A 24681-nucleotide genomic window follows, 5' to 3' on the forward strand; every position below is an offset into this window, starting at 1 on the left:
TTAAAGCGGGCAATGCAACGAAAGCAAGCGGGGCTTGCGGCATGAAGGTCCGGCGGCTAGCCCCCGCGCGCTATGGAGAATTTCGCAAGCCCGGCGAGGAAGCTCGTCGCGGAGATGACCGAGGCCGCCGCCAGCACGCCCGTGCGCGCCGTCGCCTTTCAGGGCGCGCCCGGCGCCAATTCGCACATTGCGGTGCGCGAAGCCTTTCCCGACGGCCTGCCGCTGCCCTGCTTCTCGTTCGAGGACGCGATCGACGCAGTGAAGGAAGGCCGTGCCGGCTGCGCGATGATCCCGATCGAGAATTCGCTGCACGGCCGCGTCGCCGACATCCATTTCCTGCTGCCCGAATCGGGGCTGTCGATCATCGGCGAGCATTTCCTGCCGATCCGCTACGGGCTGATGGGCCTGGGCCCGATCGAAGGCGTCAAGCAGGCGATGAGCCATCCCCAGGCGCTGGGCCAGTGCCGCCACTGGCTGAAGGCGCAGGGCATCCAGCCGCTCGCCTATCCCGATACGGCGGGTGCCGCCGCGGTGGTCGCCGAACAGGGCGATGCCAGCGTCGCGGCGCTGGCGCCCCCGGGCGCGGCCGCGCTCTATGGCCTGAAGATGTTGGGCGAGGACATCGCCGATGCCGAGCACAACATGACGCGCTTCGTTATCCTGGCGCGCGAGGCGGCGCCGACCGAGGCGGAAGGCCCGGCGATGACCACGCTCGTCTTCGAAGTGAAGAACGTCCCCGCCGCGCTCTACAAGGCGCTGGGCGGCTTCGCGACCAACGGTGTCAACATGACCAAGCTGGAGAGCTACCAGCGCGGCGGCAGCTTCGCGGCGACGGAGTTCTATGCGGACATCGTCGGCAGCCCCACCGAGGCGCCGGTCGGCCGGGCGCTCGAGGAATTGAAGTTCCACACCAAGTGGATGCGCGTGCTCGGCAGCTATCCGCAGGCGCGCGAACGGGCGTAGCGGACACCGAAGGCAGCCAGGTCCACGCCGAAACCTGTTTTCGGCGCGGGAGGCGCTTGCTTGACTCTCACGACGTATCGTTGTGTATAGACAATATATCGTCATCCGAGTCGCCAAATTGCCCCAGATCCACAACCGTATCGCCCTGTTTCGCGCCGAACGCGGGATGAGCCGGCGCGAACTCGCCGAGGCGGTGGGGGTGAACCCCCAGACGATCGGCTATCTCGAGCGCGGCGACTACAGCCCCAGCCTCGAGCTCGGCATGAAGATCGCCGCGGTGTTCGACGCGCCCGTCGAGCTGCTTTTCTCCTTCGCCCCCTTCGAATCGGTCGCCGCGGCACTGCGCCGCGCGGCCGAATGACCCCGGAGACTGCCATGTCCCGTTTCAACCAGCGCCTCTTCGCCAGGCTCGACGCCGCGGCCAGCCTGACCGGCGTGCCCGCGCTTGCCCGGGACGATATCCGCCGCCGCCACTTCCGCTGGCTGCCGATCCTCGCGCTGGCCTGCGCGACCGGTGGGTGGATCTGGGGACTGGCGCGCCCCGAGATGGTCTATTGGGCCTATGGCGCGATCTCGATCGGCTTCGTGATCGGGATCTTCCTGCCGCTGTTCGGGCCGATCAAGCCGTGGGGCGGGCCCAAGCTGGCCGACGAGTTCGACCGTCAGGTGCGCCAGCGCGCCTTCCTCTATGGCTTCGCCAGCGTGACCTTCACAGCCTATCTGGGCATCTGGGTGCTGGTCGGGCTGGCGGCGATCGACAAATGGGACACGCTGCAGTTGATCAACCAGCTGCGAAACTTCGCACACCTTCTGCTGGTGCTCTATCTCGCGGTGCCGACGCTGCAGGCGAGCTGGGCGCTGCGGCCGGTGGAAGAGGATTGAATGAGAACACCACTTCATTCCGTCATGATTGGTTAGCCGCCCTCTGCCCAGGCCGTCAGCAGCGTATGCGCGATGGCATAATGTGGCGGGCCTAGGAACGGTGCAGCGGGGTCGCGGGCGAGCGCCATCCGCACCTCGTCGCGGGTGAACCAGCGGGCGTCCTCCAGCTCATTGGCGTCGATCGCGATATCGTCGTTCAGCGCTTCGCCGATGCAGGCGACCATCAGCGATGCCGGGAAGGGCCAGGGCTGGCTGGCTACGTAACGGACCGCCCCGATCTGGATACCGGCCTCTTCGAACGTTTCGCGCCGCACCGCTTCCTCGATCGCCTCGCCGACCTCGAGGAAACCGGCGAGTGCCGAATAGCGGCCGGGCGGCCAGCTCGGCTGGCGGCCGAGCAGCGCCTTGTCGCCAACTTCCGCGAGCATGATGACCACCGGCTCGACGCGGGGGAAATGCTCGGCGCCGCAATTGGGGCAATGCCGCGACCAGCCGGCGTGGCCGATCACCGTGGCCGACCCGCAATTGGCGCAGAAACGGTGGCGGCCGTGCCAGAAGACCAGGCTGCGCGCGGCGGCATAATTGGCGGCATCGGGCGCGGCGAAGCGATCGAGCAGTGCGAACATCGCCGGCGATCGGCCCATCGGCACGGGCTCGTCATCGGGCAATGCGGACACGAAGCGTGGCACACCCTGGTCATGGCCGAGGAAGAGCAGCGGCCCCCGCGCCTCGGCCAAGTCGGTCCAGGTCAGCCGGCCGTCCTCGTCGAGCACCGGGTCCAGGCCGGTGAGCACCAGCAGCCGTGCGCGCGCATCCGCGAGCGCCGCCGCGAGCAGTTCGGGCTCGTGGCGGACGCGGTCGGCGCGGTCGAGCGTGTTGCCGGTGAAGCCGGGCAGCTTCATTTGGAGATATCGGCGTAGATCGCCTTGGAAGCCTCGCGCTTGAGCGGCGTGTCGCCGAACAGGTTGATCATCACCGTGCCGCGGACCTTGTGGACCGGATCGACCCAGCCGATCGTGCCGGCAGCGCCGCCCCAGCCATAGGTGCCCTTGCCCGGGCCGCCCGGCACATCGGCGAGATAGACCGAGCCGCCCGCGCCGAAGCCGAGCTGGACGCCGGTATCCTTGCCGGTCTCGTTGAGGATCGACGTGTCCGCGCCCGCCGGCAGCAGGTTCGACATCGCGATCGCCACCGTCTCGGGCTTGAGGATGCGCGCGCCGTCCAGCTCGCCGCCGTTGAGCAGCATGTGGAGGAACCGGTCATAGTCGCGTGCCGACATGACCAGGCCCGCGCCGCCATAGGGGAATTCGGGCTTCTTCAGATAGATCGAGCTGGCCGCCGGATCGGCAGGCGCCCGGGTCGCGCCGATATTGGCATAGACGGTGGCGAAATTGCCGGCCTTGTCCGCCGGCACCTTCCAGTAGCTCTCGTCCATCTTGAGCGGCGTGAAGATGCGCGTGTTGACGAACTGGTCGAAGGGCATGCCGGCGGCGACTTCGATCACGCGGCCGAGAATGTCGAGGCCGATCGAATAGCTCCACTTGGCGCCGGGTTCCGCGATCAGCGGCAGCGTCGCGGTGCGGTTGGCGAACTCCTCGAGGCTGTCGGGGCGCGCGGCCGCCATCTGGACTTCCATCTGGGCGTTCACCTGGGCCGGGTTGATGCCAAGCCGGTTATACTCGTCGAGCAAAGGCCCCTTGGTGATGATGTTGTAGCCCAGGCCCGCGGTGTGGGTGAGCAGGTTGCGCACCGTGATCGGCTTCGTCGCCGGGCGGGTGGTCAGGTCCTTGGAGGGATCGACCAGCACCTTCATGGTCTTGAATGCCGGGATGAAATCGCTGATCGGCTGGTCGAGGCCGAGCTTGCCTTCCTCGACCAGGATCATCGCGGCGATGCCGGTGATCGGCTTGGTCATCGAATAGACGCGCCACAGGCTATCGGCATCGGCCTGGTGGGCGCTCGCCTCATCGGCGACGCGGCCTTCGCTGACCACGGTAATCGTGCCATTGGGACGGCCGGTGAGGATGACGATGCCGGGCACCTTGCCCTCGGCGACATAGCGCCTGGCGAGCGCGGTCTCCGCGGACACATCGGGCGCAGCGGGCGGCTTGGGGGCGGTCTGCGCGAATGCGGGCGATGCCAACGCCACCAGGCCGAAGCCAAAACCGATCAGACCGCGCATAGCACTCTCCTGAATGTCCGTGCCGCCTTGGCGAACACAGTGGGCAATCCGGCCGATTCGAGATCGGCGATCGGCCACCACTCACCTGCAACGACGGCGCCTGCATGCGACGGGATCGTTGCAGCCGCAAGTCCGACATCCAGGTTGAAATGGGTGAAGCCGTGGCTGACCGTCTCGCCGAGCACTTGCCAGTGCGCCTCGGCCGGCGCGCCTTCGAGGCCGGGTGCCGAATCGACCCAGGGACCGGTGGGCAAGGCGCGCATGCCGCCGAGCAAGCCCTTGTCCGGGCGGCGGACGAGCAGCACCTGCCCCTCCCGCTCCAGCCAGAACATCGTGCCGTGGCGCTGGGGCTTGGGCGGCTTGGCGGCCTTGACCGGGAAGCGTTCGGGCGCGCCCGAGGCGAAGCCAGCGCAATGCTCGCGCAAGGGGCAGAGCAGGCAGCGCGGGCTCCGGGCGGTGCAGATGCCACTGCCCAGGTCCATCATCGCCTGGGCGAAGTCGCCGGAGCGCGTGTCCGGGGTGACCGAATCGGTGAGTGCGTAGATCCCGGCCCTGGCGCGGGGCAGCGGCTCCTCGACGGCGAACAGCCGCGAGACGACGCGCTCGACATTGGCATCGACCACCACGGCGCGCCGGCCAAAGGCGATCGCCGCGATCGCCGCCGCGGTGTAGCCGCCGACGCCGGGCAGTTCGCGCAGCGCCCGTTCGGTGTCGGGGAAGCCGCCGCGCCGTGCCACTTCGCGGGCACAGGCGAGCAGATTGCGGGCGCGGGCATAATAGCCGAGCCCCGCCCAGGCGGCCATGAGGTCGGCGTCCTCGCTTGCTGCAAGCGCCTCGACGCTCGGCCAGGCCCGGGTGAACTTGTCGAAATAGGGAATGACGCTGGCCACTTGCGTCTGCTGCAGCATCACCTCCGACAGCCAGACGCGATAAGGGTCCGGCGCATTGGCACCGGGCCGCGCGCGCCAGGGCAGATCGCGGGCATTGCGGTCATACCAGGGGAGCAGCGCAGCGGCGATTGCGCGAGGGGCGTTGTCGGGCACAGGGCCCTATGGCATGGGTTGGTGGAAATGACGAAGCCCCCCAGGACCACGACCCGCCAGCCGGCCCCGGTGCCGCCGCGCGCGCTCCGCGCCCGCTCGGTCTCCGAGCTGCTGCCCGATGTCGGCCGGGCGAGCTTCCGCAAGTTCGGCTTCGTCCAGCATTCGATCGTCAGCCGCTGGGTGGAGATCGTCGGCGAGCGCTATGCCCGCGTCTCGGCACCCGAATCGATCCGCTTTCCCCAGGGCAAGCGCGAGCAGGGGGTGCTCCACCTGATCGTATCGGGCGCGCATGCCCCGACGATGCAGCATATCGCGCCCGAGATCGTCGAGCGGGTGAACCGCTTCTTCGGCTATGCCGCGGTCGCCAAGCTCGCCATCCGCCACGGCCAGATAAAGGCGCCCGAAAAGGCAGCGCCTCCGCCCAGCCTGAAGCCGCTCAGCGAAGCGATGGGCGAGAGCCTGCGCGGCATCGCCGACCCCGAGCTCAAGGCCGTGCTCGAAGCGCTGGCCGCCGGCGTGGTGGCGAGCGACGAGAAGCCCAAGATCGGCCGGATCGACTGATGCGCACTCTGTTTGCAATTTCCGGCGCCGCGGTGCTGGCCCTGATCGGCGGCGCTTCGGCGCAGCAGGCCAAACCCGCCCAGAACTGGGAAGCGACGGTCGTGATGACCCCGCAGGGCGGCTATCGCCAGGGCAATCCCGATGCGCCGGTCAAGCTGGTCGAATATGGCTCGCGCGGCTGCCCGACCTGCGGGCGCTTCGCCGCCGAGGGCGTGCCGGCGCTGCGCCGCGACTATATCGCCAGCGGCAAGGTGAGCTACGAGTTCCGCGACTTCCTGATCCACGGCGCGCCGGACCTGGCGATGGCGCTGCTCAACCAGTGCGTGCCGACGCAGCGTTTCTTCCCCGTGCTCGACGCGCTCTTCGCCAACCAGCGCCAGTTCGAGGACAGGCTGGTCAAGCTGGTCGAGACCAAGCAGGCCGATGCCTGGCAGAAGCTGCCGGCGCCGCAGATGGCGACACGCTTTGCCGAGGGCATGGGCCTGATCGCCTTCATGCAGACGCAGGGCCTGCCAGAGGCGAAGGCGCGCCAGTGCCTCGCCGACCCCAAGCTGATCGCCCGCATCGCCAAGACCAATGCCGACGCGGTGGCGGTCTACAAGGTCAACAGCACCCCATCTTTCATCGTCAACACGCGCAAGGTAAGCGCCTTTAGCTGGGACAGGCTGCTGCCCGAGCTCTGGGCAAACGGCGCCTGAATTCGAATATCTGGAGAAGGCATCTTTATGCGTACCAAATTGGCCATGGTCCTGATCCCGCTCCTCACGCTCGCGGCGTGCGGCGGCGACGACAAGGGCAACAGCAGCGCGGCCGTTTCCTCGGCGACGCCGGTCGCCTCCGTCACTGCGCCCGCCGGCAAGGCATGGGTCGACACGATCGCCAAGACCAAGGACGGCGGTTACCTTCAGGGCAATCCCAATGCGCCGATCAAGCTGGTCGAGTATGGCTCGCGCAACTGCCCCTATTGCGGGATGTTCGGCCGCACCGCGCCCGAGCCGCTGCGCGCAAAGTACATCTCGACGGGCAAGGTCAGCTGGGAATTCCGCGACTTCCTGATCCACGGCGCCCCCGATCTGGCGGCAGCGCTGCTCAACCAGTGCGTGCCCGACGAGAATTTCTTCCCGGTGCTCGACCGGTTCTATGAGAACCAGGACCATTTCCTCGAGCGCACCGAGGCGCTGGTGAAGACCCAGCCGCAGCTGGCCCAGCAGCTCCAGCAGCTGCCGCCGCCCCAGGCCGCGGTCGGCTTTGCCGAGCAGCTCGGCATGATCGATTTCATGAAGCAGATCGGCGTGCCCGAAGCCAAGGCGCGCCAGTGCCTGGCCGACAAGGCGAAGATCGACGAGATCGCCAAGGTCAATGCCGATGGCGCCACCGTCTATGGCGTGAACTCGACGCCGAGCTTCTTCATCAACGGCAAGAAGGTCGAGGCCGGCACCTGGGAGCAGCTCGAACCGCTGCTCAAGGCGGCGGGCGCGCGCTGACGCCGCGGCGCTAGGGGGCCGCCGTGCAGATCAAGCGGCTGCGGCTGACGGGCTTCAAGAGCTTCGTCGACCCGGCTGATCTGCGCATCGAGCCGGGGCTGACGGGAATCGTCGGCCCCAATGGCTGCGGCAAGTCGAACCTGCTCGAAGCGCTGCGCTGGGTGATGGGCGAGACCAGCGCCAAGTCGATGCGCGGCGCCGGCATGGAAGACGTGATCTTCGCCGGCACCGCGACTCGGCCGTCGCGCGACTTCGCCGAAGTCTCGATCCAGGCCGACCAGGTCGGCGAGGATGACGAGATGGAAGTCGTCCGCCGCATCGAACGAGGCGCCGGCTCCGCCTATCGGATCAACGGCCGCGACGTCCGCGCCAAGGACGTCGCCCTGCTCTTCGCCGATTCGGCGACGGGCGCGCACTCGCCCGCTTTGGTCAGCCAGGGGCGGATCGGCGCGATCATCCAGGCCAAGCCCGGCGAGCGCCGCGCGATGCTGGAAGAGGCGGCCGGCATCGCCGGCCTGCACGTGCGCCGCAAGGATGCCGAACAGCGCCTGCGTGCGACCGAGGCCAATCTGGTGCGGCTCGACGAAGTCATCGGCGACCAGGAGAACCGCGCCGCGCAACTGAAGCGCCAGGCGCGCCAGGCCGAGCGCTACCGCGAGCTTTCCGACAAGATCCGCGTGGCCGAGGCGCGGATGATCTTCGCACGCTGGCGCGATGCCGCGGCGGCGGCGGATGCTGCCAAGAAGGAAGCGGTGGCGGCCGAGATACTGGTCGCCGCGCGAACCCAGGCGCATGATTCGGCAGTGGCGGTGCAGCAGGCCGCGGCGGAGAAGCTCGCCACGTTGCGCGCCGAGGCGCTGAGCGTGCGCGACAAGGCGACCGAGGCGATGCACGGCCTCGCGACTTTGCGCTCCGAACGCGCGACGGTCGAGCGGCGCCTCCAGGAATTGCAGGATTCGGTGCGCCGGCTGGAGGAGGATCGCGGCCGCGAGGGCGCACTCGCCCGCGACGCCGCCGAGGCGCTGGCGCGGCTGGAGGAGGAGACCAAAACGCTCGACCGGCGCATCACCGACGCAGCGGTACGGATGCCCCATCTCGATGCGGCGCTGACCGAGGCCGAGCGCGCCGCGCGCGATGCCGAAGTGGCGCTGGCCCAGGCGCTGGCGGCGCAGGCGAGCGAAGCAGCCGAGGCCCGTGTTGCCGAAGCCGCGCTGGCGGCGGCGCGCACGCGGGCCGAGCGATCGGAGCGCGACCGGGCGCGGATCGATGCCGAGCTGAAGGCGCTGCCCGACCCCGAGCCTTTACACGCCGAGAAGCAGCGCGCCGCCGAGGCGCGGGCCCAGGCGGTCCGCCAGGCGGAGAGTGCGCGCACGGGGCTCGCCCGCGCCGATGCCGAGGAACGCACCGCGATCGAGGCGCGCAACCATGCCCAGGCCGGGCGCGCCACGGCGCATGCCGAGCTGGCCCAGCTCGACAGCGAAGCCGCTGCGCTGGCCAAGGCGACGCGACCTTCGGACAAGGACCGGCTGCTCGACAAATTAAAGGTCGATGCGGGATACGAGCGCGCGCTGGCGGCAGCCTTGGGCGACGATCTCGAGGCCGGGCTCGATACCAGCGCCGAGCGCTATTGGGCCGGGGCCGAGCCTCAGGCCGGCGATCCGGGTGCGCCTGCGGATACTTCGCCGCTCGGCCGGCATGTCCAGGCGCCGGCGGGGCTGGCACGACGGCTGGCGCAAGTGCTGGTTGCCGAGGAGGACAAGGGCCAGATGCTCGCGGTCGGGCAAAGGCTGGTTACGCTTGGCGGAATCCTGCGGCGCTGGGACGGCTATGTCGCCAGATCGGGCGGTGCGGCGGCAGCCGAGCGGCTGGTGCGGGTCAACCGCCTCGCGGCGATCGAGAAGGCGCGGCCGGCGGCAGTGCGCGCGGTCGAGAGCGCCGACAAGGAACTGGCGCGGATCGAGGAGAACATCACCGAGGCGCGCCGCGCGGCCGCGGATTGCCGGCGGGTGCTCGAACATGCCGACAATGCGGACCGCGAGGCGGGGCGCGCCGAGGACCGCGCTACCTCGCAGCTCGAACGGCTCGATTCGCAGCGCGCCGATCTCGACACGCGCATCCGCCGCGTCGCCGCCGAGCAGGACGAGGCCGCCACCGAGAGCAACCGCGCCGAGGCGGCCAAGGCGGCTTTGCCCGACGGCACCGAAACGCGCGCACGGGTGGCATCGCTCTCCGCCGACGCCGAGACCAAGCGCGCCGCCGCCGCTTCCGCCCGCGCCGAGCGCGGCACGCTGGAGCGCGAGATTTCCGCCGCGCGCGAGCGCCATGCCGCGGCGGGCGCCGAGGCCAAGAGCTGGAAGTCGCGTGCCGGCGAAGCGGTGCGGCGCGGGGCCGAGATGGAGAAGCGCGCGGTGCAGCTCGCCGAGGAGAGCGCAGCGCTTGCCGGCCGCCCCGCCCAGCTCGACGCCCAGCTCGCCGAAGCCGAAGCCGCGACCGAGAAGGCGCGGATCGAAAGCGCCGCCGCCCAGGCCGCCGAGCGCGAAGCCGAGATGGCGGTGCGCGAGACCGAGGGCGCGGTGCGCGGCGCCAACGAGATATTGGCCCAGGCCCGCGAAGCGCGCGCCGGTGCGGTCGCTCGCGCCGAGAACCAGGAGATGCGCAGGATCGAGATGGGCCGCATCTCGGGCGAGCGCTTCGAATGCCCCCCTCCCCTCCTCCCCCAGAAAGCCGGATTCGACGAAGCCACGGTGCGTGCGCCCGAGGAGGAGTCGACCGCCCACGAACGGCTCAATGCCGAGCGCGAACGTATCGGGCCGGTCAATCTGGTCGCGGAGACCGAGCTGGCCGAGCTCGAAGCCGCCTTCACCACCAATGCCGCCGAGCGTGACGAGCTGCACCAGGCGGTCAACCAGCTGCGCGGCTCGATCGGCACGCTCAACCGCGAAGGGCGGCAACGATTGCTGGCCGCATTCGAAGCCGTCGACCAGCATTTCCGCCGGCTGTTCTCGACGCTGTTCAATGGTGGCCAGGCGCATCTTGAGCTGATCGATTCGGACGATCCACTGGAAGCCGGGCTCGAGATCATGGCGCAGCCGCCGGGCAAGAAGCTCCAGTCGTTGACCCTGCTTTCGGGCGGCGAGCAGGCGCTGACCGCGGTTGCGCTGATCTTCGCGCTGTTCCTGACCAACCCGGCGCCGATCTGCGTGCTCGACGAAGTCGATGCGCCATTGGACGACGCCAATATCGACCGCTTCTGCGACCTGCTCGAAAAGATGACCGAAGAGACCGCGACCCGCTACCTGATCGTCACCCACAATGCCGCGACGATGAGCCGCATGCACCGGCTGTTCGGCGTGACGATGGTCGAGCGCGGGGTGAGCCGGCTGGTCTCGGTCGATCTCGGCGGCGCGGAGAATCTGCTGGCGGCGGAGTGATCGTGATCGAGTTCGTGTTCGAAGCGATCGTCGAGACCCTGACTTGGCTTGTCTCGGAGCGTTTCGGCCGCCGCGCCGAATGGCTGGTGGTGATTGGCAGCATTTGTTTCGTCGCGCTGTTGCTTGCGCTCCTCTATTGGTGGGCATCGCAACCATGAACGGCTTTCCCCAGATCGCCGTTTCAATGCGCCGAGGCCGATCCAGCGACGCGCCTCGGTCGATCTCGGCGGCGCGGAGAATTTTGCTGGCAGCGGAGTAGACAGGATGCGATCGAATCTTTGGATCGGCTTGGCCTTGGCGGCATTCTCCGCTGGCCCCGCCTTCGCGCAGGACAAGCCGCAATCGACCAGCAAGCAGGCCGAGGATATCGCCGCGCAGCCCGCCAAGGATGTCGGCGTGGTCAAGACCAAGATCCCGCCGGCGCTCCAGCGCGCAGGCGCCGACCCCTATGGCCTTTCCGGCCTGTCGAAATGCCGAGCCATCGCCGGCGCGTTCAATGCACTGAGCGAGGCGCTCGGGCCCGACCTTGTGGCGGACAGCGACCCCAGGAAGAGCCATAAGCTCAAGGTCTCCGGCGACACGGTGGCGGGGCTGATCGTGCCGTTTCGCGGCATCGTCCGCGAAGTGAGCGGCGCGGCATCGGCGCAGCGTCAACTGGAGGCGGCGATCGCGGCGGGCTTTGCGCGGCGCGGCTTCCTGCGCGGGGTCTACCAGACCCGCGGCTGCAAGCCGGCGCTTTGATGGGCCGCCAGCAATTCCCTCGCGTCCCGCTGTTCGATGCGCCGACGCCGATCCAGCGGCTGGAGCGGATCGAACAAGCTTTGGGGCTGAAGGGCGCGCGGCTGTTCGTGAAGCGCGATGACCTGATGGGGCTGGGCGGCGGCGGCAACAAGCTGCGCAAGCTGGAATATCTGCTCGGCGCGGCGATCGAGCAGGGTTGCGATACCTTCATCACCACCGGCGCGCGGCAATCGAACCACGCCCGGCTGAGCGCGGCGGCCGCCGCGCGGATGGGTCTGGCGGTCGAGCTGATGCTGACCGACACGGTGCCGCGCGCGGACGACGCATATCTCCATAACGGCAACCAGCTGCTCGACGCGCTGTTCGGCGCGGCGGTGCATCATTTGCCGCGCGGGAGCGACGCACTCGCGGCGGCGCATATGCGGGCCGAGGAACTGAAGGCTGAGGGCCGCAAACCCTATGTGGTCGGCGCGGGCGGCTCCTCCCCAGTGGGAGCGCTTGGCTATGCTTCGTGCGCAACGGAGATCCGGGCGCAGGAGGCGGGGCTGGGATTTTCCTTCGGGACGATCGTGGTCGCCAATGGCAGCCATGGCACCCATGCCGGGCTGGTCGCGGGCATGGCCGCTGCGGGGGACGATCCGCGGCGCGTGCTGTCGTTCACAGTGCTCGCCGAGCTGGCCGAGGCCGAACGCGGCACGCTCGCGCTCGCCCATCAGACCCACGCGCTGCTCGGCGGCTGGGAGATACGGCCCGAGGCGATCCGGATCGACGGTTCGCAGCGGGGCGAAGCCTATGGCATCCCGACCGAGGCAATGCTCGCCGCGGTGCGGCTGATGGCACGGCAGGAGGGGCTGCTGATCGATCCGGTCTATAGCGGCAAAGCGTTCGCAGGCATGCTCGCCGGCTTGCGCGAAGGGTCGCTGCAGGGCGATGTGCTGTTCGTGATGACGGGCGGGACGCCGGGGTTGTACGCGTACCAGCCGGCGTTTGCCGCCTGATCGTCATCCCGGCGAAGGCCGGGATGACGGTTATTGACCGAGGATCCGCCGGTAGAGCTGGATATAATTCTCCGCCATCGCCTCGACCGAGAAATGCGCCGCCACCCGCGCACGGCAGGCGGCGCGGTCGATGCGCTCGACCTGGCCCAGCGCGGTGATCGCTGCCCCGACCGAATCGACCAACAGGCCAGTCTCAGGCGTGATCAGTTCCGGCATACTCCCCCGATCGATCGCGATCACCGGGGTGCCGCAGGCCATCGCTTCGACCACCGACAGGCCGAAGGGCTCGTCGAAATTGATCAGATGGAGCAGCGCCTGCGCCTTGCCGAGCGCGCGCAGCCGCTCTTCGCCGCCGACGGGGCCGTGATAGACGATGCGCTCGTCCAGATGCGGCGCGACTTCTCGGTCGAAATAGCCCTGGTCCTGGATGATGCCGTAGAGGTTGAGCCGCCGCCCGGTCGAGCGCGCGACCTGGATCGCTTCGGCCGCGCCCTTGTCCGGGTGCATGCGGCCGAAGAACAGCAGATCCTCGCCGCCGTCCGCTTCGAAGGGGAATTCGGCGAGGCGAATGCCGTGATGGATCGTCGCGGCATATTTGAGCGCGGGGTGCCGATCGGCGTCGCTGATCGCGACGAAATGCACGCGATCCTCGAACGGCTTGTACATCGGCAGGATGCGGTCGCTGGAAAAACCGTGGATCGTCGTCACCATCGGCGTGTCGATGAGCGGGGCATAGGCATGGGCCGGGAAGTCGGCCTGGTTGTGGATCAGGTCGAACTTGCCGGCCTGGGCGAACAGATGCGACTGATGGGCATATTCCCAGACCTTGGCATCGACCGACGGGTCTTCCTCATAGCCCGCCGGGACCACGCCATCGAGCGTGGCGGCGGTGATCGAGTCCTTCGTGGCGAACAATGTCACGTCGATCCCGCGCGCGACCAAAGCCTCTGTGAGCAGGCTCGTCACCAATTCCCACGGGCCATAGTGCCGCGGCGGCGTGCGCCACGCGATCGGCGCCAGCATTGCGATTTTCATCCGAGGATAAAGCCTTCGTTCGGGGAGAGCAGCGCGGGATCATTGCCGCCGCGCGCCGAGGCGAGGACAGTGAAACCCTCCGCCCATTCGGGAATGGCGAAGCCCTGGGGCTTGTCGCCGAGATTGAGCACCACCAGCATGCGGTCATGCTCGTGGCGGCGCTCGAATGCGAGCAGGTCGCCGTCGCAATCGACGGCATGATAATCGCCCAGCGCCAGCGCGGGATGCTCGTGGCGCAGGAACAGCAGCTTCTGGGTGAGGCGCCATATCGAGGCGGGGTCGCCGCGCTGCGCCTCGACATTGCGCTCCAGCCAATCGGGATGAATCGGCAGCCACGGGTCGGCGGCGCTGAAGCCGGCGTTATCGGTCGCGTCCCAGGCCATCGGGGTACGCACCGGATCGCGGCCCATACCGATGCCGGGCTCGCGCAGCTCGCGCGGGTCCTGGACCATATCGGCAGGGATGCTCACATCCTGCATCCCGATCTCGTCGCCATAATAGAGCGTCGGCGTGCCGCGCAGGGTGAGGAGCAGCATCATCGCGACGCGGGCCTGCGCGGAGCCGACGCGCGTGGCGATGCGCGGGCGGTCGTGATTGCCGAGCACCCAGTTCGGCCAGCCGTCCGCCGGCAGCGCCCCTTCATAGTCGGCGATCCTAGCGGCGAGGCTGCGCGCGTCCCAGTCGGCACCGATCAGCTGGAAGTTGAAGGGCAGGTGGACGCCCGGCTGCTCGGCGGTGCCGTAATAGCCGACCAGCTTGGGCACCGGCAGGTAGATCTCGCCGATCAGGACGCGTTGCTCACCTTTGGCGCCGTATTCGTCGGCGATGACGCGCATCTCGCCGGCAATGTCGTGCACTTCGGGCTGGTCGGTCGAGTGGAGTTGGTGGACGCGCGTGTAATCGGGCTGGCCCGGCGCCCATTCGTCGTTCGCCGGATTATCCGGCAGGTCGATATGCTTGACCATGTGCCACAGCACGTCGATCCGGAACCCGTCGATCCCGCGCGCGAACCAGAAGCGCAGCACGTCGAGCATCGCCTTTCGCACCGCCGGGTTGCGCCAGTTGAGGTCGGGCTGCTCCTTCAGGAAGGCGTGGTAATAATATTGGCCGGTGGCCTCGTCCCATTCCCAGGCCGAGCCGCCGAAATCGCTGATCCAGTTGTTGGGCGGCGAGCCATCGGGCTTGGGATCGCGCCAGATATACCAGTCGCGCCGCGGATCGTCGCGCGCCGAGCGGCTCTCCTGGAACCAGGGATGCTGGTCCGAGGTGTGGTTGGGCACCAGGTCGAGCAGCAGGCGGATGCCGCGTTCGTGCGCTGCCGCCAGGAGTGCATCGAAATCCTCGAGCGTGCCGAAGCGCGGATCAATCCCGCAATAATCGGCGACGTCATAACCGAAATCCGCCATCGGGCTGGGAAAGATCGGCGAGATCCAGATCGCATCGACGCCGAGCGCCTTGAGGTCGTCGAGCCGGCTCTCGATGCCCTTGAGGTCGCCGATGCCGTCGCCGTTCGAATCCTGGAAGGAGCGCGGATAGATCTGGTAGATGACGGCCGATTTCCACCATTCGGTCATGCCGCGCTTCCTCCTACTTCGTCATCCCGGCGAAAGCCGGGCCCCAAAGCCAAGCAGCGCAGTCCCTTGTGACCCTGGGCCCCGGCTTTCGCCGGGGTGACGGAAGGGAGTGAAGTCACTTGAAACGCTCCTTCGAAATGCGGGTGATCCGACAGGCGAGATCGGCCTCGCCGCTGGCCGCGATATAGTGGTCGCCGGCATCGGCCACGCCGGTGGTGAACACCACGGGGGTGGGCAGATAGAGCTGGTGCGCGATCGGATCGGTGAGCGCGGGGCTGGCCTCGATCAGCGGCACCTCGTCCTCCAACCGGAGGATCTTCGAAGGATCGTCCTTGTCGAGCAGCGCCCAGAAGCTGCGATAGATGCCGACCGCGTCCTTCTTCTCGACGCCGTGATAGATCAGCATCCAGCCTTCGGGGGTGAGCACCGGCTGGCTGCCGCCGCCGATTCGCTGGGTCGAGCTGGTGCCCTTGCGCGCGCGGATTCCCGGCGTGTCGAGCGGCTTCCAGTGGAGGCCGTCGGGCGACTGGGCCATGTTGATCGAGGGGCCGCCGAGCCAGGGCGAATCGTCGGGATAGGCGAAATAGACCTCGCCCAGTGGCCGGGTGAGCGCCATGTACTTGCCGCCCGGCTTGCCCTCGAACAGGATCATGTCCTTGTTCTGGTGGTCGAGCACGACGCCGAGCAGCTTGTAGTCGAGCCCGTTCACCGAATGGTACATGGCGGTGCAGTGGCGCTCGGCCGAGACGCCGCAGACGGTCATCCACCAGCTGCCGCCGACCAGGCTGATCCGCGCATCCTCGACGCCGTAATCCATGAACGAGGCCGAGGGCTGGATCGCCTTGTCGTAATGGACCTTCACGATCCGGCTCGCGTCCTTGCTCAGCTCGACCGGGAGCAGCCAGGACAGCGAGGTGAGGCCGAGCAGGCGCGGGTTGCGGTCCTTCAATGCGAACTGGCGCGGATCGTCCATGTCGATGCCGGCGACGGGGTGGCGATCCAGGACATAGCCCTTGGGTGTCCAGCGGATCGCCCGCGCGCTGTCGCCGTCAATCGGATCGCGCAGCGCCTCGGCGACGCGGACCATCAGCAGGAGATTGCCGCCCGGCAGCCGCGCGAAGCCGGGGTTGAAGGCGCCGAGCACATGCGTCGGCTCGTCCACGCCGTTGCGCAGGGGCGAGCGTGTCAGGTCGACATCGTCGGGGCGGAAGATCAGGAAATCATCGTCCGCCGCCACGTGTCTGCTCCCCTCAACAGGTCGGAATCTGGCTTTCCCCGCCTTCGCGCCGGTACTTGCCGTCTCGCCAAAGGTATCGTTCGGCGAAGGATCGGGTTCCCTCGAATTTCACGGTGAAATCCTGGCCCTTGCGGATCGTCGCGATCTTGCCCCGGATCGACTGGGGCTTGTCCTCCACTGCCCCGCCATCGTCATAGACGGACTGGAAGGACGCGATCTCCCTGGGCCCCTCGGGCAGCAGCTCGACCAGGCTGGTATAGCTGCAGGTGTAACCCTGCCAGGTGCCGCCACCCTCGGCATAGATCACCGGCTGGTCGGCGAACTTGTCGCTGATCGACCATTCGGCGAGATCGCCGAAGCTGCCGCTCTCGGCCGCCTTGGGATAGGATTTGCGCAGCTTGAAGCCTGCGCCGTCGGCCTGGAGATAATGGACCGCGATCGTGCCCGAATCGACATGCGCGGCGTCGGGCACATGGCCATGGCTGACCAGCACCGGGCCGAACGCCGTGTCGATGAGCTTGTTGTCGTCAAAGGTGATCGGGCCCTGTTTCGGCCCCTCGGGATAGACCAGCTTCACTGCGGCGGCGAGGCGCGCGGCGGAGTCTATCATGGGAGACGGGCTCGGGCTTGGCGTCGGCGCGGGCTTCGGCGCCTGGTTGCCGCCGCACCCCGCCAGCAGCAGCGCCGGCAACAGCAGGGCTGCGGGCCGCCTCATTTCTCGTCCCGCATCTGCGTGTGGTGGCGGATCACTTCGTCGATGATGAAGCGCAGGAACTTCTCGGAGAATTCGGGATCGAGATCCGCGGTCTTGGCGAGATCGCGCAGCCGGGCGATCTGGCGATCCTCGCGGCCGGGATCGGCCGGCGGCAGCCCCGACTCCGCCTTGTAGCGCCCCACCGCCTGCGTCACCTTGAAGCGCTCGGCGAGCAGGAACACGAGCGCGGCATCGATATTGTCGATGCTCTGGCGATAGCGGTTGAGCGTGTCGTCGGACATGGCCGCCTCTTTGCGCGGGGACGTAAGGTCACGCAAGCCTTGCCTTTGTGCGCCGCACCCGCCAGAGGCTATGGCATATGAGCGCCACGATCCATCGCCTCGGCGGCGGCCCCGCCCCTTCGCTCGATCCGATGATGGCGCTGGTCGCCCAGGACATGAACCTCGTCAACGCAGTGATCCTCGATCGCATGCAATCCGAGATTCCGCTGATCCCGGAGCTGGCGGGCCATCTGATCGCCGGCGGCGGCAAGCGGATGCGGCCGATGCTGACTCTCGCGAGCGCCAGGCTGCTCGGCTATTCGGGCGCGCGCCACCACAGGCTCGCCGCTGCGGTGGAGTTCATCCACACCGCCACGCTGCTCCACGACGATGTCGTCGACGGATCGGACCTGCGCCGCGGCCGCCGCACCGCCAACATCATCTGGGGCAACCCGGCGAGCGTGCTGGTCGGCGATTTCCTGTTCAGCCGCTCGTTCGAGCTGATGGTCGAGGATGGCAGCCTGAAGGTGCTCAAGATCCTGAGCAACGCCAGCGCCGTGATCGCGGAAGGCGAAGTCAACCAGCTCACCGCCGTGCGCCGGCTCGACCTGAGCGAACAGCGCTATCTCGACATCATCGGCGCCAAGACCGCCGCCCTGTTCGCCGCCGCCTGCAAGATCGCAGCGGTGGTGGCCGAGCGTTCGGAAGCCGACGAAGCCGCGCTCGACGCCTATGGCCGCAACCTCGGCATCGCCTTCCAGCTGGTCGACGACGCGATCGATTACGTCTCGGACGCGAGCACGATGGGCAAGGATGCGGGCGACGATTTCCGCGAGGGCAAGATGACGCTGCCTGTCATCCTGGCCTATGCCCGGGGCGACGAGAGCGCACGCGCCTTCTGGAAGGCGGCGATCAGCGGCCACCGCAATGCGGACGAGGATTTCGCCGAGGCGATCCGGCTGGTTCAGGCCAGCCGCTCGGTCGACGACACCCTCGCCCGCGCCCGCCATTACGGCCAGCGCGCGATCGATGCGCTGGGCGGTTTCGCGGCGGGCGCGGCCAAGGATGCGATGATCGAGGCCGTCGAGTTCGCAGTCGCGCGGGCGTACTGAGCCTTATTCTTCGTCCGACGGCTCGTCGCCGTCGTCATCATCGGCGGTGAGCGCGTCTTCCTCGTCATCGTCGAGCACTTCCTCGATCGCCTCGACGATCAGATCGAGCTGCTCATAGCTGGCGGTGAACTCCAGCGTCTCGCCATCGTCGTCCTCGAGATGCAGGGTGTAGTCGCCATCACTGTCGGGGGTGATGCTGAACTGTGCCAGGGTTCTCGCCATGTCTTCGCTCCTTAGGCTTCGCTTGCGCCAAACCCGGCTTCGGGGAATTGGTTGCGCGCAATGAGTGATACGCTTCCGATCCACGCCGTTTTGCCCGATCTGCTCGCCAGTCTGCGGGCGGGAAGCAATGCCGTGCTCGTCGCACCGCCCGGCGCGGGCAAGACGACGGCGGTGGCACCGGCACTGCTCGGCGAAGCCTGGTGCACCGGCGAAGTGCTGCTACTTTCGCCGCGCAGGCTCGCGGCGCGCGCGGCAGGCGAACGGATGGCGGCGCTGGCGGGCGAGCAAGTCGGCCGGACCTTTGGCTATGCGACGCGGATGGACTCCAAGCGCTCGGCGACGACGCGGGTGACGGTGGTCACCGAGGGGATATTCGTCAACCGAATCCAGGGCGACCCCGAGCTGGCGGGGGTTTCCGCGGTGCTGTTCGACGAAGTCCATGAGCGCAGCCTCGACAGCGATTTCGGACTGGCGCTGGCGCTCGATGCCCAGGCGGCGCTGCGCCCGGATCTGCGGCTGGTGGCGATGTCGGCGACGCTGGATGGCGCGCGCTTCTCCGAGCTGATGGGCGGCGCGCCCGTGGTGGAGAGCGAGGGGCGAAGCTGGCCGCTCGAGCTGCGCCATCTCGGCCGTGCCGCCGAGGCGCGGGTCGAGGATTCGGTGGCCGCCGCGATCCGCACCGCGCTGCGCGAGGCGGACGGCGGGATACTGGCCTTCCTGCCCGGCATCGCCGAGATCGAGCGGACGGCGGAGCGAGTCGGCACGGTGCCGGGCGCGGTGGTGCACAAGCTCCACGGCTCGCTCGAGCCCGCCGCCCAGCGCGCCGCGATCACCGCCGATCCGCAAGGGCGGCGCAAGATCGTTTTGGCGACGTCGATCGCCGAAACTTCGCTGACGCTGGAGGGAATCCGTATCGTGGTTGATTCCGGACTCGCCCGGCGACCGCGCTATGACCGCGCCGCCGGCATGACTCGGCTGGTCACCGAGCGGGCGAGCCAGGCATCGGTCACCCAGCGCGCCGGCCGCGCCGCGCGCCAGGGGCCGGGGGTGGCCTATCGGCTATGGGAAGAAGCGGCGACCGCCGGCCTGCCGCGTTTCGATCCGCCCGAGATATTGGAGGCGGACCTTTCGGCACTGGTGCTCGATTGCGCGCTATGGGGAGTGAGCGATCCGCGGGACCTCAATTGGCTCGATCCACCGCCCGAGGCCGCGGTTTCCGAAGCCCGCAAGCGGTTGGGCAGCCTGGAGGCGCTGGACGAAGACGGGCGCCCGACCGCGCATGGCAAGGCGATCGCCGGCCTGCCGCTGCCGCCCCGGCTCGGCCATATGCTGGTCCGTGCCGCTGAGCGCGGCATGGCCGGGACGGCGGCGCAGATCGCGGTGCTGCTCGGCGAGCGTGGCCTGGGCGGAACCGACGCCGATCTCGAACTGCGCCTGCGGCGCTGGCGCAGCGAACGCGGGCCGCGGGCGGAGAATGCCCGACGGCTGGCGCAGCGCTGGGCGAAGCTGGTCGGGGATGACGGCCTGGGCGATCCCGCCGCGTGCGTCGCGCTCGCCTTTCCCGACCGCATCGCCAAACGCCGCGACGCCAGCGGCGAGACCTGGGCCTCGGCAGGCGGGCGCGGGTTCAAGCTGGATCCCACTTCCTCGCTCGCCCGCGCCGAATGGCTCGCTGTCGCCGAAACGCAGGGCATGGCGGCAGGCGCGCGCATCCTCTCTGCCGCGCCGATCGATCCCGCCGAAGTCGAATCGCTGTTCGCGGACCGAATCGAGATGCGGCGCAGCGTCCGCTTCGATCCCGCCACCAAGCGGATCGATGCGCTGCGCGAACGCCGGCTCGGCGCGATCCGCCTCTCCAGCGGGCCCGATTCGGCGGCGAGTTCGGCCGAGATCGAAAGGGCACTGCTGGAGGGCGTGCTCCAGCACGGCCTCGACTTGCTGCCCTGGTCCGAAACCGCCCAGGCATTGCGCAACCGCGCCGCTTTCACCGGCAATGATTCGCTTTCCGACGAACGGCTGCTCGCCGAACTGGACGAATGGCTACCGGCGCTCCTTACCGGCAAGCGCCGGCTCGATGCCGTGGAAGGGCTCACCAACGCGCTGAACAATCTGCTCGGCTGGGACGGGCAAAAGGCGCTCGACCGGCTCGCGCCAGCGCGGTTCGAGACGCCCGAAGGCTCGACCTATGCGATCGACTATGCCGCCGAGGCCGGGCCGACCGTCGAGGTGCGCGTCCAGGCGCTGTACGGGCTGGCCACGCATCCGGTGCTCGGCGACGGTACGCCGCTCGTCCTCAGCCTCACCTCCCCCGCCGGCCGGCCGATCCAGACGACGCGCGACTTGCCGGGCTTCTGGAAGGGCAGCTGGGCCGCGGTCGCCAAGGAAATGCGCGGGCGCTACCCCCGCCATCCCTGGCCCGAGGACCCGGCCGCAGCTTCGGCGACGCTTCGGACGAAAAAGGCAGATGCAAGGGGCGCCGGGCCGCGTTAAAGGGACTGACCATGACCAAGACCGCTCGCATCTATCAGAAGCCCAAGAACGCCATGCAGTCGGGGCGCGCGCGCACGACCAGCTGGATCCTCGAGTTCGAGCCGGTGCGCCAGCAACAGGCCGATCCGCTGACCGGCTGGGCCGGCGGCGACGCGACCGCGACGCAGCTGCGCATGAGCTTTCCGACGCTGGAAGCAGCCACTGCCTATGCCGAGCGTGAGGGCGTTGCCTTCCATGTGATCGCGGCACCCGAGCGCAAGCTCAAGCTCCAGGCCTACGCCGACAATTTCCGGTAAGCTCAGCCGAGCAGGCTGTCGCTGAGCAGCAGCAACAGCTTCACGTCGATCCCTAGCCCTTCGGCGCGCTTGGCGGCGACGAAATCGGCGATCTCGGCGCGCGGCACCCGGTGGACGATGATGTCCTCATCCTCCAGCCCGCCGCCTTCGCCGACCTTGGTCAGGCCGGTGGCGCGGACCAGTGTGAAGCTTTCGGTGACCAGGCCGGGCGACGAGTAGAACTCGCCCAGGCTTTCGGCATGCGCGCAGTCATGGCCGGTTTCCTCGATCAACTCGCGACGCGCCGCACCCAGCACAGTGTCGTCTTCATGCTCGTCGCCGATCAGCCCGGCGGGCAGCTCGAGGCAGCGCTTGCCCAGCGGCACGCGATACTGGTCGACGAGCAGGACATGATCCTCCTCGTCGATCGCGACGATCACCGCGGCGCGGAGGCCCTTGCGCCGGGAGACATATTCCCACTTCCCCCGGCGCTTGGCGGTGATCCATTTGCCGGCCCAGGCGACCTCCTCCGCCTCATCGCTCACAGCTCGATCAGCCGGTCGGGGAGTTCGTTCACGTCATCGTCGCTCCGCGGGAAATGTTCGGACAGGACGATGCCGATCTGGCGGACTGCCTCGGCCATGCCCTCGCCGGCGCGCTTGTCCTTCACGCCCTGGATCAGCGCCGCCATTGCGGCACCCCAGACATCGGCGGTGACCTTGGAGTGGATCGCCTCGTCGGCGATGATCTCGGCGCGGTGCTCGGCCAGGCTCAGATAGACGAGCACGCCGGTGGCGCCGCGGGTGCGCTTCTCGGCGGCCGTGCGGAACAGCGCCAGCGCGCGGCGGTGCACGCGGCGGTTCTTGGTGGCGCTGGGCGTGAGGAACAGGCGCAGCGCATCGAGCGCGAGCGCGACGCGCGCTACTAGGAACGTGACCGCCATCAGTATCAGCGCAATGGTGAGGTACCAGCGCGCCGGCACGACTTGCGCCCAGCTGTCGATGAGGCGGGTGTGGAGCCACTCGGCCGGCCAGGGCTGCCAGGCGAGCAGTGCGAGGACGAGCAGCATCGCCAGCACCGCCCAGTGCAGCGCGACGTCATGATAGGGGTCCGAGCGCCCCGCGACGACGGTGACGATCTCGCCATTGGTGGTGAGCTCGGCCGCGGTCACGGCATCGCTGACGGCCTGGCGGTCCTGATCGGTCAATTGCATCTCACCAGCTCCCCGAGGCGCCGCCGCCCCCACCCGATCCGCCGCCGCCCGAGAAGCCGCCCCCTCCGCCGCCCCAACCGGAGCCGCCTCCGCCGCCCCAGCTGCTGCCGCCGCCACGGCTCGCTTCGCGGCCGATCTCGTTGGCGATCGACCACAGGATGATCGGCAGCGCGCCGCCGTCATTGCTGCGGTAGCGCGATCCCCAGGGTCCCCGCCGGCTGCGGCGGCCGAGCCCGAGCATCGGCACGATCACGAAGAGCAGGATGATGCCCCAGAACACCAGGCCGATCGGGAAGCCGCCGCTGCCATGGCTCTTCTGGCGCTTCTGGGTCATCTTGGCCTGAGTCTGCTGGGCGCGCTGCTCTGCCGCTTCGAGGGGAAGCTTCATCTGCTCGGCGATCGCCTGCGCGCCGGCGACGATGCCGCCCGGCATGTCGCCCGCCTTGAACCTGGGGATGATCGTCTCGTTGATGATCTGGCTCGACATGCCGTCGGTCATGATCGGCTCGAGGCCGTAACCGACTTCGATACGCACCTTTCGATCCTTGGGTGCTACGATCAGGATGATACCGTTATTGGCACCCTTCTGCCCAATCCCCCAGGTGCGCAGAAGCTGGTAGCCATAGTCGGCGATATCATAGCCCTGGAGATCGGGGATCGTCGCGACGACGAACTGGCGGGTCGAGGCAGCCTCCACCTGCTCCGAAAGCTGGGTGAGCTCCGCCACCTGGGTGACCGACAGCAGATGCGCATCATCGACCACGCGGCCGGTGAGCTTGGGGAAAGCCGGCTGCGCCTGGGCCGTTATCGGCACCAGGACGAGCAGGAACGCGAGCAGGCTACGCAACAGGGTCATTGAGTGATCTCGCGAATGATGGCTTCGCTGCCGGCAGCGATACCGCCCGGCATGTCGCCGGCCGCGAGCGCTCCCAGAATAAGGAGCGCCCTCAGGATCAGTTGCTGTTCCCGCCGAAATCGACCTTGGGCGCATTCTCCGCGCCCGCCTTGGCCTGGAACGGGGTCATCGGCTTGGCGCCGTAGAAGATCTTGGCGCCGATCGCGTCCGGGAAGGTGCGGATACGGGTGTTATAGGCCTGGACCGCGGTGTTGTAGTCGCGGATCGAGATCGCGATGCGGTTCTCGGTGCCTTCGAGCTGGTCCATCAGCGTCTTGAAATTACCCTGGCTCTGGATCTGCGGATAGGCTTCCTGCAGGTGCTGCAGCGAGAGCGACAGGCCGTTCTGCGCCTGGTTGAACGCCGAGACCTTGGCCGGATCGGTGAGATCGTCGCCGCTCACCTGGATCGAGGTCGCCTTGGCACGGGCATTGACCACGTCGGTGAGGATCTTGCCCTCCGAGCCCGCGGCGCCCTTCACCGTCGCGACCAGATTGGGAATCAGGTCGGCGCGGCGCTGGTAGTTGGTCTGGACATCGGCCCAGCGCGCCTTCGCATTCTCTTCCGCGGTGGGCACGCTGTTGAGCCCGCAGCCTGCGAGCATGGCGGCAGCGGCAAGCGCGATAACGGCACGAAACTTCATCACTGGCATGATCCTCCGGATCTGGTTCGAAGTGTCTTATACAGCGGCAACACTGGAGCCCGAAAGCGAAATCGGACATGCTTCCCCTCGACCAGCCCAACTGGAGAGAGGTAAGCTGCCCATGCTCAAGGAATTCCGGACTTTCATCGCTCGCGGCAACGTGCTCGATCTCGCCGTCGGCGTGATCATCGGCGCGGCGTTCGGCACGATCACCAAATCGCTGACCGACGACCTGATCATGCCGCTGATCGGCGCGATCTTCGGCGGGTTCGACTTTTCGAGCTATTTCATCCGGCTCGCGCCGATCCCGGCGACCTATCACGGCTCGCCCGACAGCTATGCCGCGCTGAAGGCGGCCGGCGTGCCGCTGTTCGGCTATGGCGAGTTCATCACCGTGGTGATCAACTTCCTGATCCTGGCCTTCATGGTCTTCCTGCTGGTGCGCACCGTCAACAAGGTGATCGCAGGGGTCGAGAAGGAAGAGGCTGCGGGCGATACCGCGCCGGCACCCGAGCCCGAGGACGTGAAGCTGCTCCGCGAGATCCGCGACGCGCTGACCGTGAAGTCCGCCCCCGCGCCGCGCGTGAAGAAGGCGCCGGACGGAGACGGCTGAGCCCAAAGTGAAGGGAGTCGCGGCAAATCGTTTCACTTTGGCCGCGACTGCCCTCACCGGTTTCGAAACCAGCGAAGAATGCGCGGATGCCATCAGGCGACCGCAGCAGACG

The 24681-nt window shown here is 68.1% G+C and carries 27 protein-coding genes; 14 read left to right on the forward strand and 13 right to left on the reverse strand.

Annotation, left to right across the window (positions count from 1 at the left end; genetic code table 11):
• The first annotated feature begins 72 nt into the window (after nucleotides 1-72).
• The 3 genes from AC1RPL_RS14905 (at nucleotide 73) to AC1RPL_RS14915 (ending at nucleotide 1845) form a co-directional block, all read left to right on the forward strand.
• Nucleotides 73-963 carry a prephenate dehydratase gene (locus AC1RPL_RS14905; RefSeq protein ID WP_493070185.1) on the forward strand — a complete coding sequence of 297 codons (891 nt, stop codon included), beginning with the start codon at nucleotides 73-75 and terminating at the stop codon, nucleotides 961-963.
• An 82-nt stretch (nucleotides 964-1045) separates the two neighbouring features.
• A complete protein-coding gene (locus tag AC1RPL_RS14910; protein WP_493070186.1) occupies nucleotides 1046-1324 on the forward strand; it encodes a helix-turn-helix transcriptional regulator in 279 nt (92 codons plus the stop codon).
• A gap of 14 nt (nucleotides 1325-1338) precedes the next feature.
• Nucleotides 1339-1845, forward strand: coding sequence for a hypothetical protein (locus AC1RPL_RS14915; RefSeq protein ID WP_493070188.1), 507 nt, complete (start codon nucleotides 1339-1341; stop codon nucleotides 1843-1845).
• 32 nt (nucleotides 1846-1877) lie between these two features.
• Here AC1RPL_RS14915 and nudC read toward each other — a convergent pair whose 3' ends face one another.
• From nudC to AC1RPL_RS14930, 3 genes are read right to left on the reverse strand one after another with little or no spacing between them, the layout of a single operon-like run.
• Nucleotides 1878-2747: an NAD(+) diphosphatase gene (gene nudC, locus AC1RPL_RS14920; protein ID WP_493070190.1), complete on the reverse strand. Its 870-nt coding sequence runs from the start codon at nucleotides 2745-2747 to the stop codon at nucleotides 1878-1880.
• Nucleotides 2744-4027: a serine hydrolase domain-containing protein gene (locus AC1RPL_RS14925; RefSeq protein ID WP_493070192.1), complete on the reverse strand. Its 1284-nt coding sequence runs from the start codon at nucleotides 4025-4027 to the stop codon at nucleotides 2744-2746. Before AC1RPL_RS14925 ends, nudC begins: the two co-directional genes overlap by 4 nt.
• The gene (locus tag AC1RPL_RS14930) at nucleotides 4015-5070 is read right to left on the reverse strand and encodes an A/G-specific adenine glycosylase (protein WP_493070194.1); all 1056 of its coding nucleotides are present in this window, start codon (nucleotides 5068-5070) and stop codon (nucleotides 4015-4017) included. Before AC1RPL_RS14930 ends, AC1RPL_RS14925 begins: the two co-directional genes overlap by 13 nt.
• Before the next feature lie 27 nt (nucleotides 5071-5097).
• Here AC1RPL_RS14930 and AC1RPL_RS14935 point away from each other — a divergent pair, with 27 nt between their 5' ends.
• The 7 genes from AC1RPL_RS14935 (at nucleotide 5098) to AC1RPL_RS14965 (ending at nucleotide 12285) form a co-directional block, all read left to right on the forward strand.
• Entirely contained in the window at nucleotides 5098-5631 is a 534-nt protein-coding gene (locus AC1RPL_RS14935; RefSeq protein WP_493070196.1) for a DUF721 domain-containing protein, read from the forward strand.
• Nucleotides 5631-6329: a thioredoxin domain-containing protein gene (locus AC1RPL_RS14940; RefSeq protein ID WP_493070198.1), complete on the forward strand. Its 699-nt coding sequence runs from the start codon at nucleotides 5631-5633 to the stop codon at nucleotides 6327-6329. Before AC1RPL_RS14935 ends, AC1RPL_RS14940 begins: the two co-directional genes overlap by 1 nt.
• A 27-nt stretch (nucleotides 6330-6356) precedes the next feature.
• Nucleotides 6357-7115 (forward strand): DsbA family protein, encoded by a 759-nt coding sequence (locus AC1RPL_RS14945; RefSeq protein WP_493070199.1) that lies wholly within the window; start codon nucleotides 6357-6359, stop codon nucleotides 7113-7115.
• A 23-nt stretch (nucleotides 7116-7138) separates the two neighbouring features.
• A complete protein-coding gene (locus tag AC1RPL_RS14950) occupies nucleotides 7139-10546 on the forward strand; it encodes a chromosome segregation SMC family protein (protein ID WP_493070201.1) in 3408 nt (1135 codons plus the stop codon).
• Nucleotides 10547-10548: 2 nt separating this feature from the next.
• Complete coding sequence (locus tag AC1RPL_RS14955; protein WP_493070202.1) at nucleotides 10549-10704, forward strand: hypothetical protein; 156 nt, start codon at nucleotides 10549-10551, stop codon at nucleotides 10702-10704.
• Nucleotides 10705-10810: 106 nt separating this feature from the next.
• Nucleotides 10811-11287: a hypothetical protein gene (locus AC1RPL_RS14960; RefSeq protein WP_493070204.1), complete on the forward strand. Its 477-nt coding sequence runs from the start codon at nucleotides 10811-10813 to the stop codon at nucleotides 11285-11287.
• Entirely contained in the window at nucleotides 11287-12285 is a 999-nt protein-coding gene (locus AC1RPL_RS14965) for a D-cysteine desulfhydrase family protein (protein ID WP_493070206.1), read from the forward strand. Before AC1RPL_RS14960 ends, AC1RPL_RS14965 begins: the two co-directional genes overlap by 1 nt.
• Before the next feature lie 30 nt (nucleotides 12286-12315).
• Here AC1RPL_RS14965 and AC1RPL_RS14970 read toward each other — a convergent pair whose 3' ends face one another.
• The 5 genes from AC1RPL_RS14970 to AC1RPL_RS14990 form a co-directional block, all read right to left on the reverse strand.
• Nucleotides 12316-13320 carry a glycosyltransferase family 4 protein gene (locus AC1RPL_RS14970; RefSeq protein WP_493070207.1) on the reverse strand — a complete coding sequence of 335 codons (1005 nt, stop codon included), beginning with the start codon at nucleotides 13318-13320 and terminating at the stop codon, nucleotides 12316-12318.
• Nucleotides 13317-14894 (reverse strand): alpha-amylase family glycosyl hydrolase, encoded by a 1578-nt coding sequence (locus AC1RPL_RS14975; protein ID WP_493070209.1) that lies wholly within the window; start codon nucleotides 14892-14894, stop codon nucleotides 13317-13319. Before AC1RPL_RS14975 ends, AC1RPL_RS14970 begins: the two co-directional genes overlap by 4 nt.
• A 115-nt stretch (nucleotides 14895-15009) precedes the next feature.
• Nucleotides 15010-16131 (reverse strand): glycoside hydrolase family 130 protein, encoded by a 1122-nt coding sequence (locus AC1RPL_RS14980; protein ID WP_493070211.1) that lies wholly within the window; start codon nucleotides 16129-16131, stop codon nucleotides 15010-15012.
• A gap of 13 nt (nucleotides 16132-16144) precedes the next feature.
• Nucleotides 16145-16846 carry a hypothetical protein gene (locus AC1RPL_RS14985; protein WP_493070213.1) on the reverse strand — a complete coding sequence of 234 codons (702 nt, stop codon included), beginning with the start codon at nucleotides 16844-16846 and terminating at the stop codon, nucleotides 16145-16147.
• Nucleotides 16843-17127 carry a chorismate mutase gene (locus tag AC1RPL_RS14990; RefSeq protein WP_493070215.1) on the reverse strand — a complete coding sequence of 95 codons (285 nt, stop codon included), beginning with the start codon at nucleotides 17125-17127 and terminating at the stop codon, nucleotides 16843-16845. The genes AC1RPL_RS14985 and AC1RPL_RS14990 overlap by 4 nt, the downstream gene beginning before the upstream one ends.
• Before the next feature lie 77 nt (nucleotides 17128-17204).
• Between AC1RPL_RS14990 and AC1RPL_RS14995 the strand changes: the two genes are divergently transcribed.
• The gene (locus AC1RPL_RS14995; protein ID WP_493070217.1) at nucleotides 17205-18218 is read left to right on the forward strand and encodes a polyprenyl synthetase family protein; all 1014 of its coding nucleotides are present in this window, start codon (nucleotides 17205-17207) and stop codon (nucleotides 18216-18218) included.
• Nucleotides 18219-18221: 3 nt separating this feature from the next.
• On the opposite strand, the gene AC1RPL_RS15000 is transcribed toward AC1RPL_RS14995, so the two are convergent.
• Nucleotides 18222-18440: a hypothetical protein gene (locus AC1RPL_RS15000; RefSeq protein WP_493070219.1), complete on the reverse strand. Its 219-nt coding sequence runs from the start codon at nucleotides 18438-18440 to the stop codon at nucleotides 18222-18224.
• A gap of 60 nt (nucleotides 18441-18500) precedes the next feature.
• Between AC1RPL_RS15000 and hrpB the strand changes: the two genes are divergently transcribed.
• Nucleotides 18501-20930: an ATP-dependent helicase HrpB gene (gene hrpB, locus AC1RPL_RS15005; RefSeq protein ID WP_493070221.1), complete on the forward strand. Its 2430-nt coding sequence runs from the start codon at nucleotides 18501-18503 to the stop codon at nucleotides 20928-20930.
• 11 nt (nucleotides 20931-20941) lie between these two features.
• On the forward strand, nucleotides 20942-21226 hold the full coding sequence (locus AC1RPL_RS15010; protein WP_493070223.1) for an NADH dehydrogenase ubiquinone Fe-S protein 4: 285 nt from the start codon (nucleotides 20942-20944) through the stop codon (nucleotides 21224-21226).
• 2 nt (nucleotides 21227-21228) lie between these two features.
• On the opposite strand, the gene AC1RPL_RS15015 is transcribed toward AC1RPL_RS15010, so the two are convergent.
• From AC1RPL_RS15015 to AC1RPL_RS15030, 4 genes are all read right to left on the reverse strand, one after another.
• Complete coding sequence (locus AC1RPL_RS15015) at nucleotides 21229-21750, reverse strand: NUDIX hydrolase (RefSeq protein WP_493070225.1); 522 nt, start codon at nucleotides 21748-21750, stop codon at nucleotides 21229-21231.
• Complete coding sequence (locus tag AC1RPL_RS15020; protein ID WP_493070227.1) at nucleotides 21747-22418, reverse strand: TPM domain-containing protein; 672 nt, start codon at nucleotides 22416-22418, stop codon at nucleotides 21747-21749. The genes AC1RPL_RS15015 and AC1RPL_RS15020 overlap by 4 nt, the downstream gene beginning before the upstream one ends.
• Before the next feature lies 1 nt (nucleotide 22419).
• Complete coding sequence (locus tag AC1RPL_RS15025; RefSeq protein ID WP_493070228.1) at nucleotides 22420-23274, reverse strand: TPM domain-containing protein; 855 nt, start codon at nucleotides 23272-23274, stop codon at nucleotides 22420-22422.
• 97 nt (nucleotides 23275-23371) lie between these two features.
• On the reverse strand, nucleotides 23372-23956 hold the full coding sequence (locus AC1RPL_RS15030) for a LemA family protein (protein WP_493070937.1): 585 nt from the start codon (nucleotides 23954-23956) through the stop codon (nucleotides 23372-23374).
• A 121-nt stretch (nucleotides 23957-24077) separates the two neighbouring features.
• Between AC1RPL_RS15030 and mscL the strand changes: the two genes are divergently transcribed.
• The gene (gene mscL / locus AC1RPL_RS15035; RefSeq protein WP_493070229.1) at nucleotides 24078-24569 is read left to right on the forward strand and encodes a large conductance mechanosensitive channel protein MscL; all 492 of its coding nucleotides are present in this window, start codon (nucleotides 24078-24080) and stop codon (nucleotides 24567-24569) included.
• The last annotated feature ends 112 nt before the right edge of the window (nucleotides 24570-24681 follow it).

This window comes from Sphingomonas sp. GW821-FHT12D09 (assembly GCF_058807215.1).

Excerpts from the sequence above, each read along its gene's own strand:
- AC1RPL_RS14905 (WP_493070185.1), top strand. The coding sequence starts at position 73 with ATGGAGAATTTCGCAAGCCCGGCGAGGAAGCTCGTCGCGGAGATGACC.
- AC1RPL_RS14915 (WP_493070188.1), top strand. The coding sequence starts at position 1,339 with ATGTCCCGTTTCAACCAGCGCCTCTTCGCCAGGCTCGACGCCGCGGCC.
- nudC (WP_493070190.1), bottom strand. The coding sequence starts at position 2,747 with ATGAAGCTGCCCGGCTTCACCGGCAACACGCTCGACCGCGCCGACCGC.
- AC1RPL_RS14925 (WP_493070192.1), bottom strand. The coding sequence starts at position 4,027 with ATGCGCGGTCTGATCGGTTTTGGCTTCGGCCTGGTGGCGTTGGCATCG.
- AC1RPL_RS14935 (WP_493070196.1), top strand. The coding sequence starts at position 5,098 with ATGACGAAGCCCCCCAGGACCACGACCCGCCAGCCGGCCCCGGTGCCG.
- AC1RPL_RS14940 (WP_493070198.1), top strand. The coding sequence starts at position 5,631 with ATGCGCACTCTGTTTGCAATTTCCGGCGCCGCGGTGCTGGCCCTGATC.
- AC1RPL_RS14945 (WP_493070199.1), top strand. The coding sequence starts at position 6,357 with ATGCGTACCAAATTGGCCATGGTCCTGATCCCGCTCCTCACGCTCGCG.
- AC1RPL_RS14960 (WP_493070204.1), top strand. The coding sequence starts at position 10,811 with ATGCGATCGAATCTTTGGATCGGCTTGGCCTTGGCGGCATTCTCCGCT.
- AC1RPL_RS14965 (WP_493070206.1), top strand. The coding sequence starts at position 11,287 with ATGGGCCGCCAGCAATTCCCTCGCGTCCCGCTGTTCGATGCGCCGACG.
- AC1RPL_RS14970 (WP_493070207.1), bottom strand. The coding sequence starts at position 13,320 with ATGAAAATCGCAATGCTGGCGCCGATCGCGTGGCGCACGCCGCCGCGG.
- AC1RPL_RS14975 (WP_493070209.1), bottom strand. The coding sequence starts at position 14,894 with ATGACCGAATGGTGGAAATCGGCCGTCATCTACCAGATCTATCCGCGC.
- AC1RPL_RS14985 (WP_493070213.1), bottom strand. The coding sequence starts at position 16,846 with ATGAGGCGGCCCGCAGCCCTGCTGTTGCCGGCGCTGCTGCTGGCGGGG.
- AC1RPL_RS14990 (WP_493070215.1), bottom strand. The coding sequence starts at position 17,127 with ATGTCCGACGACACGCTCAACCGCTATCGCCAGAGCATCGACAATATC.
- AC1RPL_RS14995 (WP_493070217.1), top strand. The coding sequence starts at position 17,205 with ATGAGCGCCACGATCCATCGCCTCGGCGGCGGCCCCGCCCCTTCGCTC.
- AC1RPL_RS15000 (WP_493070219.1), bottom strand. The coding sequence starts at position 18,440 with ATGGCGAGAACCCTGGCACAGTTCAGCATCACCCCCGACAGTGATGGC.
- hrpB (WP_493070221.1), top strand. The coding sequence starts at position 18,501 with ATGAGTGATACGCTTCCGATCCACGCCGTTTTGCCCGATCTGCTCGCC.
- AC1RPL_RS15010 (WP_493070223.1), top strand. The coding sequence starts at position 20,942 with ATGACCAAGACCGCTCGCATCTATCAGAAGCCCAAGAACGCCATGCAG.
- AC1RPL_RS15020 (WP_493070227.1), bottom strand. The coding sequence starts at position 22,418 with ATGCAATTGACCGATCAGGACCGCCAGGCCGTCAGCGATGCCGTGACC.
- AC1RPL_RS15025 (WP_493070228.1), bottom strand. The coding sequence starts at position 23,274 with ATGACCCTGTTGCGTAGCCTGCTCGCGTTCCTGCTCGTCCTGGTGCCG.
- AC1RPL_RS15030 (WP_493070937.1), bottom strand. The coding sequence starts at position 23,956 with ATGAAGTTTCGTGCCGTTATCGCGCTTGCCGCTGCCGCCATGCTCGCA.
- mscL (WP_493070229.1), top strand. The coding sequence starts at position 24,078 with ATGCTCAAGGAATTCCGGACTTTCATCGCTCGCGGCAACGTGCTCGAT.